This window comes from Streptomyces sp. NBC_00390, from assembly GCF_036057275.1.
Lineage (GTDB): Bacteria > Actinomycetota > Actinomycetes > Streptomycetales > Streptomycetaceae > Streptomyces.
The window spans coordinates 1,222,066-1,236,339 of the sequence record NZ_CP107945.1 but is presented as its reverse complement, the minus strand read 5'-3'; the positions used below and the strand labels follow the sequence as shown (position 1 = coordinate 1,236,339).

Genomic DNA, 14,274 nt, shown 5'->3' with positions numbered 1-14,274 from the left:
CCGCGTCCTTGTCGACGGCCCCCCGCCATGCCACCCCGAGCACCGAACGGAGAAGCACCAAGCAGGACACCCACGAGATCACCCTGGGCGATGTCACCATCACCCGGATCGAGAAGATGCACGGGCCGATCATGCCCACGGACCAGTTCTTCCCGGACATGCCCGAGCAGGCATGGAGAGACCATCGCGGGACGCTCGTGCACGACCACCTGGGCGCCGACGACGCCATGGTCCATGTTGCGATGCAGACCTGGCTGCTGCGCAGCGAGGGCAGCACCATCCTGGTCGACACCGACACCGACACCGACACCGACACCGACACCGACACCGGCATCGGCAACGACAAGACCCGCCCGGCCGTCGCCGCGTGGGACCACCTGCGGCTGGACTACCTCGGCAACCTCCTGGCCCGTGCGGGTGTGCGGCCCGAGGACGTCGACCTCGTGGTCAACACCCACCTGCACGTCGACCACGTCGGCTGGAACCCCCGCCTGATCGGCGACGCCTGGGCACCCACGTTCCCGAACGCCACCTACCTGATGCCCAAGGCCGACTTCGAGTTCTGAAACCCGGCGAACAACCCCGACGGCACGGCTGATGAGGCTCGCGCACAGGCCCTCGCGGTCCACGACCGCCTCACCGCAGGCGGGTGGCCGTCGCCACCTGGGCGGTCGGCCCGTTGCGATCGTCAACGCTCCCGAACACGGGCCGGCCGGAACGTCGACACGATGGTCAAGGAATTTCACGGCGAGCGGCGGCATCCCCGCCGATGACCTGGCTACGTCCCGGCGGACCTGCCCGGGTTCTTGCGCCCGTCAGCCTGCTGCCACGCAGCGCCGATGCCGCGGTCGGCATCGGAGCTGAGTGGCCACAAGCGAGACGGACGTGCGAGAGGTGACACCCGCACTTCGGCTTCTGGCGCCGACATCGGGCCCGACGGGTCACGTCCCGTAAGGAGCGTGAACGCAGGTTGTTCGTTGGCCGGTCAGTCGTCAAACCCGATGTCAGCATAGGGGTCGGGCTCGCCCGTCCAAGGGTCGATGCCCTCGTCCTGCAAGCGCCTCTCCTCGCGCCAGTGCAGGAACCGGCCTGTGCCTGCGTTCCACAGGGTCGTGTCGCTGATTGGGCAGGCGTCGAACTCACCGATGATCAGTCGGCGAAGGAACTCCGCCATACCGACGGGATAGAGAGTCCATGGAGAGACGAGACTTGGCCGCAACACAGCAACCGGCCACTGGTCCGGGTGAGGATGGGAAGTCAGCCAGCACACCACATCGCCCGCGGTCGTCACCCCCCCCAAGCGATGACAGCCGCCTCGGTGCCCGTGCGCCCTTCAACACCGCTGAACGCAGCTCCCGGTACCCACTGGTCACGAGCGTTGGCGGTCTCGGCCGCCATGTCGTCGCCGCCATGCCGCTCGGATGGGAGCGGGCGTAGCACTTCGAAAGAATCGCTGATGCCGCCGGCCCCGTAGGTCTCCATGAACGTCACGTAGTCGGAGGGGAAGCGGGTGCCCCACGCGGCGGAGAGCGCCTCCCAGTCGACAGCCTCATCCGCGCCAGCGTCTGGAGGGAGAACATGAACTTTCCCCGTGATGCTGGACACTCGTTGCTTACGCTGCGAGGGCGTGTTCTTGCTTGTGTCGTTGTCGGATCTCCAGCGGGGTGAGGTACCCCCAGGCCGGATGCTTCCGCAGTCGTCTGCGGTTGTAGAAGGTCTCGATGAAGGCGAAGATGTCCGCGCGGGCAGTGGTCCGGTCGGGCCGGCGGCGGGTGCCGATCTCCTCTTTGAGCAGTGCGAAGAAGCTCTCGGCGGCGGCATTGTCATAGCACGAGCCGGTTCGGCCCATGCTCTGCCGTAGCCCCAACCTGCTTATTTCCCGGCGGAGTTCGTCAGAGGTGTACTCCGCTCCGCGGTCCGGGTGCACGATGCAGCCGGGCTGGAACCGGCCGCGTCCGGCGGCCATCGTCAGCGCGTCGACCACCAGGGACGCGCGGTGGTGATCGGCCATCGAGTAGCCGACGATCTCGCGGGTGGCCAGGTCCAGCCAGGTCGCCAGATACAGCCGGCCCTCGTCGGTGGGGACGTAGGTGATGTCACCGACCAGTTTCCGGCCCGGGGCGTCGGCCGTGAAGTCGCGGCCGATCAGGTCCGCGGCGGGCACCGCCCTGTTCGCCGGACGGGTCAGCGACCGGCGCTTGCGCCGGGTGACCCCGGCGATGTCGCGCTCACGCATGATCCGCTCCACCCGCTTGCGGTTGACCCGCCGGTCCAGCCTGCGCAACTCGGCATGGATACGCGGCACCCCGTAGGTGCACCGGGAGGCGATGTGCAACACGGTGATCTCGTGGGCCAGGACGTCGTCGGCGGCCCGGCGGGCGGCGCGGGCCTGCCCGCCGGCCAACCAGGCGTAGAAGGAGGACCGGGCCACCTTCAGCAGCCGACACAGCAGAGCAACATTGTGGGTGGTCTTCTCCACCTCGATGAACGCGTAAACCGCGCTCATCGATCGCTCTCCTTCGCGAAGAAGACCGCCCCTTTTCGCAGCACCTCGATCGTCTCGGCCTGCTCACGGTTCTGCCGACGCAGCCGACGCAGCTCTTCCCGCCCCGCGCTCGTCAGCTCGCCCGACGCCCCCTGCCCGCGGTCGATCGTGTCCTGCCTGACCCAGTTCCGCAGCCCCTCGGCACTGACCCCGATCTCCCGGGCCACCTCGGTGACGGTCTTCCCGGAGGACCGGACCAGCGCGACCGCGTCGCGCTTGAACTCCTCCGTGTACCGCCTGCTGCGGTTGCTCTTGCTACCCACCCGGCACTACTTCCTCTGGAACCTCACGTCCCAGTCTCCAGGTGTCCTGGATCAAGGGGAAGCTTCAGGCTCCGGCCACCCCCCACCTGTGCGCCACCCGTGGATTTCTTCACGGGTGGTTCATGACAATCGCGACTGTTGCGAGCACCCGCGCCGTGAAAACGTCCGAGCGTCACCGGCCGAAGGAGTGCGATGAACAAGGGGTACGCCGTCTTCTGCGACGCGAACCGGCAGTTCTACGATGCTCCGCACCGGTCGCACGAGGAAGGAAGCGGTTCCGCCGCTTTCTACCGGACCGTGAGGCGCGAGCTTCCGCAGGGCTGGCAGCGCCACCGGTCAGGCGACTGGCTGGCGTTCCGACCGCTTGACAGTGCACTGCCCAGCCAGGGATGGAAGATCCACGTGTCCGTCTGCCTGGACAACGCGGAGAGGGTGCTTGCCCGGGTCTGGGACTACTGCGTCCCTCGATCCATCGCCTTCAAGTGCATGCCGAGCCGGTACCTGCTGCACACCCGCAACGCCAAATACGCCGACCGCGCCGCCAGTGGGAAGTTCCTCACCGTCTACCCCGCCGACGACGACCAGTGCCGCACTGTTGCGGAAGACCTGGACCGTCTGCTCGGAGGCGAGCCCGGGCCGTACATACTCAGCGACTTGCGCTGGGGCGCGGGGCCGGTCCATGTGCGCTACGGCAGCTTCACGGAGCGGCACTGTTACGACGACCGGGGTGAGCTGTGCCCCGCGGTCGAGGACGACCATGGACGACTCGTTCCCGACCGGAGGGACCCGACGTTCCACGTCCCGGACTGGGTGACCCTCCCCGCGTTCCTCGAACCGCATCTGGCTGCCCGCTCCGCCACCACGCTCAACGACATCCCGTACCGGTTCGAGCGAGCTCTGCATTTCTCCAACGGCGGCGGCGTGTTCGTCGGCCGCGACCTGCGCACCGATGAGCAAGTGGTCCTGAAGGAGGCCCGGCCACACGCGGGCCTGGCCGCGGACGAGGCCGACGCGGTGACCCGGCTGGAGCGTGAGAGGGATGCGCTGCGGCGGCTGTCCGGGCTCGGCTGCACCCCCGAGGTGCGTGACTGGTTCACCCTGGGCGAGCACTCCTTCCTCGTCATGGAGTTCATCGAGGGCCGGCCGCTCAACAGCTTCTTCGCACACCGGCACCCGCTGATCGAAGCGGATCCCGGCCCGGAGAGGCTCGCCGAGTACACCGAGTGGGCCATGCGGGTGCACCACCTGGTGGAGGAGGCCGTATCGGCGATCCACGCGCGGGGAGTGGCCTTCAACGATCTGCACCTTTTCAACATCATGCTGTCCGAGGACGAACGCTCGGTGGTGCTGCTGGACTTCGAGGCCGCCGCTGTCGATGACGTGAACCGGCGTCAGGTGATTGCCAACCCCGGGTTCGTCGCACCTGCCGACCGCAGGGGCTTCGACGTCGACCGGTACGCCCTGGCCTGCCTGCGCCTGGCCCTGTTCCTGCCCCTCACCAGTCTGTTCGCCGTGGACCGGGCGAAAGCCACGCATGTGGCGGAGATCGCCGCCGAGCAGTTCCCGGTGCCCCGCGCCTTCCTCCGGGAAGCGGTCGACGAGATTCTGCGCGGCCATCGTGGTACGGAGACACCGGAAGGTCGGCCCCGTGGCGCGGTGGGCCCCTACTTACCCGTGGAGCTCGACGACTGGCCACGCAGCCGGGACTCCATGGTCCGAGCGATCCTGGCCTCCGCCTCTCCGGAACGGGAAGATCGTTTCTTCCCCGGAGACATAGCCCAGTTCGCGCCCGTGGGCGGCGCCTGCTTCGCCTACGGGGCGGCCGGCGTCCTCTACGCCCTGGCCGAGACCGGCGCCGAACCGGCTCCGGAGGCGCAGGAGTGGCTGCTGAGAGCCGCGAAGACGCCTGCTTCCGGCAGCCCACTCGGTTTCTACGACGGCCTGTCCGGCATCGCCTGGGTCCTGGACCGGCTCGGGCACCGCGAACGCGCCCTGGACCTGGTCGACACGATCACCTCCCAGAGCTGGGAGGACATGGCCCCCGACCTGCACAGCGGACTGGCCGGACTCGGCCTGGCCCTCGATTCCCTGGCCACTTCCACGGGCGAGAGTGCCCTTCGTGCCCACGCGCTCCGGTGCGCCCGGCTCGTGGCCGACAAGGCCGGCGATCCCTCATCCGGGCCGGCCGGCGCCGGGGCCCCGCGGGCCGGACTCCTCCACGGAGCCACCGGAACGGCGCTGCTCCACCTGCGCCTGTACGAGGCGACCGGCGACCACGCCATGCTGGACCTGGCCGCCGACGCACTGCGCCGGGACCTGGCCCGTTGTGTACGAGGCGTGGGAGGAGCCCTCCAGCTCGACGAGGGCTGGCGGACCATGCCCTACCTGGGCGCCGGCAGCGTCGGCATCGGCATGGTGCTCGACGACTACCTCGTCCACCGCGCCGACGAAGAGTTCGAGAAGGCCAGGGGCGAGATCGTGCAAGCGGCGCAGGCCAAGTTCTACGCCCAGCCCGGCCTGTTCCGCGGCGCCGCCGGCATGGTCCTGCACCTGAGCCGCACCACGACCGGAGGCCCGGGCACCCACGCCACCGATCTGCGCCGTCAGATCGACTCACTCTCGTGGGGCGCGGTCCCCTACCAGGGGCATCTCGCCTTCGCCGGCGAGCAGATGATGCGCCTGTCCATGGACCTCAGCACCGGCACAGCCGGCTGCCTGCTCGCGCTGGGCAGCGCGCTGCACGACCAGCCCGTGCACCTGCCCTTCCTCCCGCCGCCACAGCGGCCCTGAAACCGGTCCCCCCGACTCGGGGGGACCTGAGCAAGATCCGTCCCCATGAAGGAGAGGAACACCACCATGGCACTTCTCGACCTGCAGACGATGGAAACCCCCAAGTCCGAGGCCACCGGCGAGCTCGCGACCGGCGGCAGCCGCGCGAGCCTGCTGCTCTGCGGTGACAGCAGCCTGAGCGTCACCACCTGTAACTGACGCGTGTTCACCACAGGACTTCGGCTCTGTGGTGACACCGGCGCAGCGGTCCCGGGCGAGCAGCTTCGCCCGGGACCGAGGCGTGACCGGCCCGCATCTCTTCGACGGAGGCGAGGACTGCACCCCCATGGCCCCGACGCCCCGGCCCGCCCCTCCCCGGAACGCAGCGCAACTCCCACCCCTCGCCGACGCTTCCGGCGTGCTGACCGGTGCGGCACGGCACAGCGCGAGCCGTATATTCGCCCTCTTCCTGTTCAGCGCGGCATCTGCCGCCGCGGCCGTCGCGCTGCCCGCCGCGCTCGGGCGAACACTCGACCTGCTGCTCGAAGACGCCGCGGGGGTGGAGCGGGCCCTCGTACTGTGCGCCGTCCTGGTCGCCGCCGAGGTCCTTTTCGACGCCCTGGAGGCGCTGGTCGGTGGCGCGACCAGCGCCCGCACCACCGCCTGGCTGCGCCGCTGCGGAGCCGACCACCTCCTCTCCCTCGCGCCGCACCGTGCCGCCGACCGCTTCACCCCGGGCGACCTGGTGACCCGGCTGACCGGCAACGCCGCCGAGGCGGGCACGGCGCCCACCACGGCGGCCATCGGTCTGGCCTCGGTCCTCGTCCCGGTCGGCGGTCTGATCTGTCTGTCGCTCATCGACCTCTGGCTGGTCGTTGTCTTCCTCGCCGGGATCCCCCTGCTGGCACTGTTGTTGCGGGGCTTCGCACACGGGTCCTCCCACAGCGTCTCCCAGTACCAGCGCGTGCAGGCGGACATCGCCGGCCGCCTCCTCGAGGCCCTCGGCGGTGCGCGTACCGTCGCTGCGGCCGGGACCGCCGAGCGTGAACTCGCCCGCGTGCTGGCGCCGCTGTCCGAGCTGTCCGCGCAGGGGCGGCGCATGTGGCAGGTCTACGGACGCGCATCGGTCGGCAGCGGGATTCTGGTGCCCCTGCTCACCACGATGGTCCTGGCCGTCGGCGGGGTGCGGCTGGCCGGCGGAAGCCTGTCCGTGGGCGACCTGCTTGCGGCCTCCCGCTACGCCGCCCTCGCCGCCGGCCTGGGCGCGGTGGTCGGACAGCTCAACTCCCTCCTGCGCAGCCGCGCCGCGGCCCGCCGCATTGCCGATATGCTCGCCCTTCCCGCCGTACGCCACGGAGGGCGTCCACTGCCCGCCGACGGTCCCGGGCGCGTCGAGCTGCGATCGGTCACCGTCAGCCGGGGCGGTGTTCCCGTGCTTCGCGGGGTGGATCTGGTCGTGCCCGGTGGCACGACGATGGCAGTCGTCGGGCGCTCCGGCGCGGGCAAGTCCACTCTCGCCGCCATCGCCGGACGGCTGGCCGACCCGGACGACGGGGTGGTGCTGCTGGACGGCGTACCGCTGACCGAGGCCGATCCGTCGGAGCTGCGCCGGGAGGTCGGCTACGCCTTCGAACGGCCGGTCCTGTTCGGCGAAACGGTCGGCGCAGCCATCGGGTTCGGACAGTACGAGCCCACAGCGGGCGAGATCGGGGCCTCCGCCCGGGCGGCGGGGGCCGACACGTTCGTCCGGCTTCTGCCCGGCGGGTACGCGGCGCCGCTGACCGACGCACCCCTGTCGGGCGGAGAACTGCAACGACTCGGGCTGGCAAGGGCCTTCGCCCACGCCGGCCGATTGCTGATCCTCGACGACGCCACCTCCAGCCTCGACAGCATCACCGAACTCCACGTCGGCCGGGCACTCGTACACGACGTCCGGACCGGTACCCGGCTGCTGATCGCTCACCGTGTCTCCTCGGCGGCGCGTGCCGACCTGGTCGCATGGGTCGAAGACGGCCGCGTCCGCGCGGTGGGCCCGCACGCAAGCCTGTGGGAAGAGCCCGACTACCGCGCCGTGTTCGCGGACACCGTCCGGGACACGGGCGGGAGTTGATGACGATGACGGGCTCACGGCTCCTTCCGCAGGCCTTGCGCTTCCTCGGCCGCCGCAAACGCGTGCTGCTGAAGCTCACTGGCTGGTCTCTGTTGGAATCGGCCCATACCTTCCTCGGCGGATACGGCGTGGCGATGGCGCTGGACCGGGGCTTTCTCGCCGGCCGTACCGGCACCGGACTGGCGTGGCTGGCGGTGGCCGCGCTGGCCGTCGTCATCGGCGGCCTGGCCACCGGCGGTGTCTTCCGAGGGCTGGCCGACCTCGTCGAACCACTGCGGGACGGCCTGGTGCGCCGGGTGGTGACACGCTCGCTGGACGAGGCATTGGCCGAACCGGCGCTCGCCGCTGACAGCGCGGTGGTCTCCCGGATGACCAACCAGACGGAGATCGCACGGGACAGCTTCGCGGGGCTGGTGCTCGTGGCCCGGTCCTTCGTCTTCACCTCGGTCGGGGCGCTCTTCGGTCTTGCTGCGCTCGCTCCCGCCCTGCTGGTCGTCGTGGTGCCACCACTGGTGACAGGGCTGCTTCTCTTTCTGGCCACGCTGGCGCCGATGGCCGCCCGACAACACGACTTCCTCTGTGCCGACGAGGCTCTGGCGGCACAGTTCGGATCGGTGGCTCAGGGGCTGCGCGATGTGGTGGCCTGCGGCGCCGGGGCACCCATGGCGGCACGGACCCACGTGCTGATCGAACAGGAGGCCAAGGCGGCACGGTCCCTGGCCCGGTGGGCGAGTGCCCGCTCCCTTTCACTCGGCATGGCCGGACACCTTCCGGTGGTCCTGCTGCTGGTCGCCGCCCCCTGGCTGCGGCGTCAGGGCGTCACGGCGGGCGCTCTGCTCGGCGCGCTGACGTATCTGACGCAGGCTCTGCTGCCCGCCCTGCACCACCTGATGAGCACACTTGGCGCGGCCGGCACCAGGCTCCTCGTCGTCCTCGGCCGGCTGTCCCGCGTGCCGGGTCCTCGCTTGGCCGTACCGCCGCCCGCGGGCACCCCCGAGCGACCGGCGCAGGCACCGGCACACCCGGACGTACCGCGGGTCGAACTGCGTGCGGTGACCTTCGCCTACGGCGCGGCGGCGCAGCCCGTGCTACGCGGCCTGGAAGTGACGATCGAGCCCGGCGAGCACCTCGCCGTGGTGGGCCCCAGCGGCATCGGCAAGTCCACGCTGACCTGCCTGCTCGCCGGCCTGCTCGAACCGGACGAGGGCGAGGTGCGGCTCCACGGCCGGCCGGCGCATGCGCAAGCCGGTCGTGGAGCCGCCCCCTCCCGGCTGCGCGTGCTCATCCCGCAGCAGGCTTACGTCTTCACCGGCAGCTTGTACGAGAACCTGCTCTATCTGTGCCCGGACGGAGCTCCGCGGTCGGCGGTGGAAGCCTCGTCGGAGGCGGTCGGCCTCGGCACCCTCGTGCACCAGCTCGGCGGGTTCGACGCGCAGGTCGAACCCGCGGCCCTGTCGCACGGCGAAAGGCAGCTCATCGCACTCGCACGGGCGCATGTCTCACCCGCGCCACTCGTCATCCTGGACGAGGCCACCTGCCACCTCGATCCGGCGGCCGAGGCCCGGGCAGAACAGGCCTTCGCCGAGCGGCCCGGGACGCTGATCGTGGTTGCCCACCGGATCAGTTCGGCTCGGCGTGCCGACCGGATACTGGTGCTCGACGGCCTCACGGCCGCGTGCGGGAGCCATCAGGAACTGATCGACCGGTCCCCGCTGTACCGTGACCTGGTGGGACGCTGGCACGCCGAGAAGAACTGAGACTGCCCGCCTACACCCAACCCGCCCCGCTCGAAATGCGTACGGCGTCCGCCCAGTTACGGGCGTTGGTCTTGCGGATGATTGCGGACATGTAGTTCCGCACGGTTCCCTTGCTCAACCGCAGGGTACCGGCGGTCTCAGGGACGGACGCGCCCTCCGCAGCGAGCGCCAGCACGCTCAGCTCACGTGGAGTCAGCTTCATATCGGCCGCCTGGACGAGGTCCGGAGCGAGCGAGGCGTCGACGTACCGCTTCCCGGCCGCCACAAGCCTGATCGCGTTCAGCAACACGGTCGGCGACGCATCCTTGTTCACGAAACCCAGCGCCCTGGCCTGGGCGGCACGGCGCAGCACGCCGGGCCGGCACGAGGTGGCCAGGACGAGCAGTTCGCATCTCTGTCCCGTTGGATGCTCCGGTAACCGGGAGGACCCGGGACAGTCCGCGTCCACCACGCAAAGGTCGGGCTGCAGCGAGTGAGCGTGGTCAGGGGCGCTCTCCCAGCAGGCGGACGACGCCTCGATGCCCTCCGCAGATTCCAGCAGCGCGGTCAGGGCCGAACGCATAAGCCATGTGTCGTGCACCAGTAACACCCGGATCATGTTCGCCTCACTTCGACAGGAAGTACCGGAACGTGCGCCGCGCCAGGCCCACGCCTACCCGGCTCGAAGGGAGTGATGGCTCGGCTTTCGGCCAGCTGCAGGTTGCCGTTCGTCCGAGCGGCGGGACCGGCCTCCACCGGGCGACGTCAGCTTTCCCTCCGGTCCGAGGGCTTCCACCGCGTGGCAGGATTCGACGGGCGGCTCAGGGCGCGGGGCACCGCGTCCGGTCTTCGGCCGGTCCTCCGTGCGGCCGTCCGGTGCCGCCCCGGCACCTGGCCCCACAACGATTCACCGTCATCGCCGGTGATCCCGGGCTCCTGCCGGCGACGCAATCGGTGCCCGTGGGCGGCGTTCAGCTCCCCGGCGAGCAGACAGGCGGTCCGTCGGGCGCGAGGACGGGTCGGCGAACAGCCGACCCCGGTGAGCCGGTACGTCCGTCGGCAGCCCGGTCGGAGGGGCCCGGTCGGCGGGCCGGGGCGGGAACGTCCGCCCAGACCCGGACCACAGTTCGTCGACCCGCGCCGCTGTCCACAGCTGTCCGCACCACCATGGTTGCGGCCCGTGCCGAGGGCCGATCGCGTGGCCCGATGTCCTTAAAGGCGGCGAGAACGTCGCGGTGGCGGGCGTTGGCGTTGCGCCAGCGCAGATAGACCTGCAGGGCCCTGGTCTGGATCTTCTCGCCCTTATGGGCGCCGGCAGCCCGGCCAACGTGTTCGCGGCAACCTGTCTTGGTGCGCTGGAAGGTAATCCCGCGGCGGGCGAGCAGGCACGGTAACGCCTCGCGTCCGATCCGGATGACGCGGTCGTGCATCTGCGCAGCTAGGCGGCGAGTTTGCAGATGGACCAGCGGGTGAAGGGCTGGCCGAGCTCAGGGGAGCGGGTGGTGGCCGTCTGGATGACGGAGTCCGCGTCGTCAGGGCTGAGCAGGCGGGGACGGCCTCCCGCCCACCGAGGGTCCAGGCAGGCCAGGCCGATCTCGTTGAATCGGTGGATCACGTCCCGGACAGTGTCCTCGTAGGCCTGCACCCGCTGGGCGATCACCGGGGCACGGTTTCCGTCGGCCGAGGCCAGCAGCATCATCACGCGCCGATAGCGCGCCGAACTGGTGCTGCCCCGGCGCACGATCTGCTGTCCCGATACCCCCGCAAGCCGTCGTGGGGCGACCGCCGCCCGCGTCGACGCGAACAGAGTGGCAGGGGCGACGGCCCTTAGAGAGGGCCTGGCGAGAACTGCCCTGCTTGGCGGGGCGCACAGCGCAAAGAGCGGCGCGCGCTGCCGCGCCGTGCGCTCCGGCGGCTTCCTCTGACGGTTCCCCTTACGGCCCTGGCGGTCGTACGGTGGTCGCCCAGGTCGGCCGGATGGACACCGGGATCCACCGGAATGGCCGAGACGCACCGGGCGGGCTTCGGAGGCATAGGCCACGTCCGGCGGTCGGGGGCATCGGGGAATCGGGGACATCGGGGGATCTCGGGGGCACGTGGTGGAACTCCACAACCTGGCCACGCGCTTCTTCGAGCTGCGGGCGCAGTACTGGCAGGCAGCTGACGCAGGACGGCCGACCGGATGGCTCTTCCAGCAGCTGACCGTTCTCGGACGACGGATCCTGGCGGTGCTGGACCGGCGCGGCGGCGCTATACCGGGTCCGGTGAGGGCGTCCGACGTTGCGGGCATCCTGCTGGACGCCTACGGTCGCGAGCTGACCACCCGCCAGCCCGGGGTCCGTACGTACCAGCAGGTCAAGGAGCATTGGGCGACGGCCGAGGAGTTCACGCCCCACGCGGCCCCGGACCAGCTCCGCAACTTCCTGGCGGGCAAGGCCCAGTACGAGCTTCAGGAGGGCCGCGTCAGCGAGGCTCTGGCACTCGTGGACCAGGCCACGCGCCTGCCGCACGGCCCTTTCCGGCCACCGCACGGCACACCGCCCGCCCTTTACGGGGACCTGCGGGTGCTGCGGGCCGAGGCGTTGTACCGGCTGTACGACGCCGAAACCGCTCTGGAGGTGCTGGCACCGCTGGAGACGGAACTCGCCGCTGTCCTCCCGGACGGGCCGATCGACGAGACCGACTCCGAAGCGATGCGCCCTCTCACGGCCCACCTCCTGCGCGGTGGGGACGGACCGGCGACGGCCACCCGGCTGCTTCAGGCGTCTACCGTCTATTTCCGGCTGCTGGATGCGAAAGCGGGCGCGCTACGGGACACGCGCCGGCCGGAGGCGGCCGAGCGGGCGTATCTGATGCACATGCCGCTGTATACGGCGTCCGGCCTGCCGGAAGCGGGTCTGCTGCAGCTGGCCCGTTGCGCGCTCGACCGCGGCGCGGTGGCCGTGGCATGCCGACGGCTGGATCTGGCCGCCCCGCTGTTCGAATACGCCCATGCCGAAGACGGGACCTCGATGCGGGCACATCTGCGGTTGGTGCGCGGCGCGGAGTACTGCCGCATGCGTGCCGAGGCGGCCCGACTGTCGAAGGCGGACGGGTGGTGGGAGCAGGCGCTGCACTGGTGTGACCGCGGGGCGCGCCGCACCGCCGACCATCCCGACGACTCCCTCGCGGTCGGCCTGCACGCCGAGCGCGCCCGGGCCCACCACGCCCGTCGGGACCGGGCCGGTGCGGCGGGCGCCTATCACGAGATGACCCTCGCCCTCGACCGGGTGCTGCGCGTGCCGCTCGGCCACCGCTTCGACACTCTGCATCTGCGCTTTCGCCGGCCGCTGTTCGAGGAGGCGCTGGCCTTCGCCGAGGAGACCAGCGACGCACGGCTGTGCGCCGTCGTCATCGATCTGCTCAAGGCCCGCGCCTTCTCGGCCCGGCTGTCCCTGGCCCGCTCGGACACTCGGAGCACACCGGACGCCTCCGCCGACACCACCGAGCGGGACGCACGGCACGGGCCGGACCACGGCGCGTTCGCCGAACTGACCGAACGGGTCGCGGACGCCGAGCGACACGGCTCCCCAAAGGAAGCCGACCGATGGCGCGTCGAGCGAGCCGAGCTGCTAACCAGAATCCGTGCGATCGAGCCTCGCTGGCACCTCATCAGGGACGACCCGCCCTTCGATCCGGACCGGCTCACCCGCTTCCTGGCCGCCTACGGCACTGCCGCCCCAGGCAGCAATCCCGGCCGCTGCGTGGCCCTGAGCCTGTACGAACGCCCCGACGGCATCCTGGCCCTGCTGGCCACACCGGACGGCAGGCTGCGCACGGGCATCCGGCGGCTGGGCAAGAACGCCCTCGGCACGCTGGAGGCACACCAGCGCGAACTCCGGGACAAACCCGTACTCCTGGATTTCTGGGGTCATCACGGCATCGGTCTGGCCGACCTGATCCCCCCGGCCTTCGCCGACGAGATCGCGGACAGCGGTACATGCCTGCTGTCCCCGCACGGACGCCTGCACACCCTGCCCTGGACGGTTGTCCGCCACCACGGCCGCCACGTGATCCGCGGAACGGCCATCGGCATCGTCCCCAACCTGTCCTGTGTGCCGCTCCTGGACCACCGACCCGACGGACCGGTCCGCGCCACACTACTGGGCGTCACCCGACAGCCCGACGGCGAGCTGCTCCCAGAGGCACAGCGGGCGGTGCGCCATCTGTCCAGGTACCTGGGAGCGGACCGGCTACGCGGAGAACCGATCACCGGCCACAACGCCACAGTCGCGACGCTGCGGGGCCTGCTGAACTCCGGGCCGCCCGTCCGCAGCCGTACGGATGTGCTCCAGATCATCACCCACGGCCTGCCCGCACCTGGGGCACCCTTCGGCGCGGGCATACAGATGACCGACGACATGCTCGAAACGGGCGAAGTCCTCATGAGCCGGATGTGCTTCCAGGAGGTGCTGCTCACCGCGTGCAGCACCGGCCTGCGTGCCACGGCCGACCGCAGCGGCGGGCACGGGGCACTCGTCGGGCCGAGGTCCCGGACGCCGCGCCCCCTCGAACTGGCCGGCGACGACGCCAACGCGCTGGTCCACGCCTTCCACGAGGCGGGAGCGGCCTTCGTCCTGGCCAGCCCCTTCCCGATGTGGTCGAGGCTCGCGACCCACTACTGCGTCGAGTGGATCGTCCACCGCTGCCACGGCAGCGCCCCGCTGGAAGCCGCCCGACGGGCCGCGGTGGCACTGCTGGACGAAGACGACTCACCTGAGCAGACCGACAAGTGGGCCGGCATCACGGCCTATGGAGCAAGGTGACCACGGCCCCTGGAGGACGACGATGACGCTCGACAACGAACGGGAA

The 14,274-nt window shown here is 70.6% G+C and carries 10 protein-coding genes and 1 pseudogene; 6 read left to right on the top strand and 5 right to left on the bottom strand.

Annotated features, from left to right (window positions below; all coding sequences use genetic code 11):
* Positions 1-8 precede the first annotated feature (8 nt).
* A complete protein-coding gene (locus OHS70_RS05200) occupies positions 9-566 on the top strand; it encodes an MBL fold metallo-hydrolase (protein ID WP_328394131.1) in 558 nt (185 codons plus the stop codon).
* 419 nt (positions 567-985) lie between these two features.
* Here OHS70_RS05200 and OHS70_RS05195 read toward each other — a convergent pair whose 3' ends face one another.
* The 3 genes from OHS70_RS05195 to OHS70_RS05185 all read right to left on the bottom strand — a co-directional run bounded on the left by OHS70_RS05195 (position 986) and on the right by OHS70_RS05185 (position 2,808).
* Complete coding sequence (locus OHS70_RS05195; RefSeq protein WP_328394129.1) at positions 986-1,174, bottom strand: hypothetical protein; 189 nt, start codon at positions 1,172-1,174, stop codon at positions 986-988.
* Positions 1,175-1,612: 438 nt separating this feature from the next.
* On the bottom strand, positions 1,613-2,506 hold the full coding sequence (locus OHS70_RS05190) for an IS3 family transposase (RefSeq protein ID WP_328394127.1): 894 nt from the start codon (positions 2,504-2,506) through the stop codon (positions 1,613-1,615).
* Positions 2,503-2,808: a transposase gene (locus OHS70_RS05185; RefSeq protein WP_328394125.1), complete on the bottom strand. Its 306-nt coding sequence runs from the start codon at positions 2,806-2,808 to the stop codon at positions 2,503-2,505. Before OHS70_RS05185 ends, OHS70_RS05190 begins: the two co-directional genes overlap by 4 nt.
* Positions 2,809-3,000: 192 nt before the next feature.
* Here OHS70_RS05185 and lanKC point away from each other — a divergent pair, with 192 nt between their 5' ends.
* The 4 genes from lanKC to OHS70_RS05165 all read left to right on the top strand — a co-directional run bounded on the left by lanKC (position 3,001) and on the right by OHS70_RS05165 (position 9,444).
* Positions 3,001-5,598 carry a class III lanthionine synthetase LanKC gene (lanKC, locus tag OHS70_RS05180; protein WP_328394123.1) on the top strand — a complete coding sequence of 866 codons (2,598 nt, stop codon included), beginning with the start codon at positions 3,001-3,003 and terminating at the stop codon, positions 5,596-5,598.
* Positions 5,599-5,664: 66 nt separating this feature from the next.
* A complete protein-coding gene (locus tag OHS70_RS05175) occupies positions 5,665-5,796 on the top strand; it encodes a SapB/AmfS family lanthipeptide (RefSeq protein WP_100111498.1) in 132 nt (43 codons plus the stop codon).
* 127 nt (positions 5,797-5,923) lie between these two features.
* Entirely contained in the window at positions 5,924-7,687 is a 1,764-nt protein-coding gene (locus tag OHS70_RS05170) for an ABC transporter ATP-binding protein (protein ID WP_328405419.1), read from the top strand.
* 5 nt (positions 7,688-7,692) lie between these two features.
* Positions 7,693-9,444 (top strand): ABC transporter ATP-binding protein, encoded by a 1,752-nt coding sequence (locus OHS70_RS05165; protein ID WP_328394121.1) that lies wholly within the window; start codon positions 7,693-7,695, stop codon positions 9,442-9,444.
* Between the two features lie 10 nt (positions 9,445-9,454).
* Here the strand turns inward: OHS70_RS05165 and OHS70_RS05160 are convergent, their stop codons facing one another.
* Both OHS70_RS05160 and OHS70_RS05155 read right to left on the bottom strand, forming a co-directional pair.
* Entirely contained in the window at positions 9,455-10,042 is a 588-nt protein-coding gene (locus OHS70_RS05160; protein ID WP_328394119.1) for a response regulator transcription factor, read from the bottom strand.
* A gap of 724 nt (positions 10,043-10,766) precedes the next feature.
* Positions 10,767-11,230: pseudogene (locus OHS70_RS05155) on the bottom strand (helix-turn-helix domain-containing protein); the annotation flags it as partial.
* 289 nt (positions 11,231-11,519) lie between these two features.
* On the opposite strand from OHS70_RS05155, the gene OHS70_RS05150 reads away from it, so the two are divergent.
* The gene (locus OHS70_RS05150; protein WP_328394117.1) at positions 11,520-14,228 is read left to right on the top strand and encodes a CHAT domain-containing protein; all 2,709 of its coding nucleotides are present in this window, start codon (positions 11,520-11,522) and stop codon (positions 14,226-14,228) included.
* Positions 14,229-14,274 lie beyond the last annotated feature (46 nt).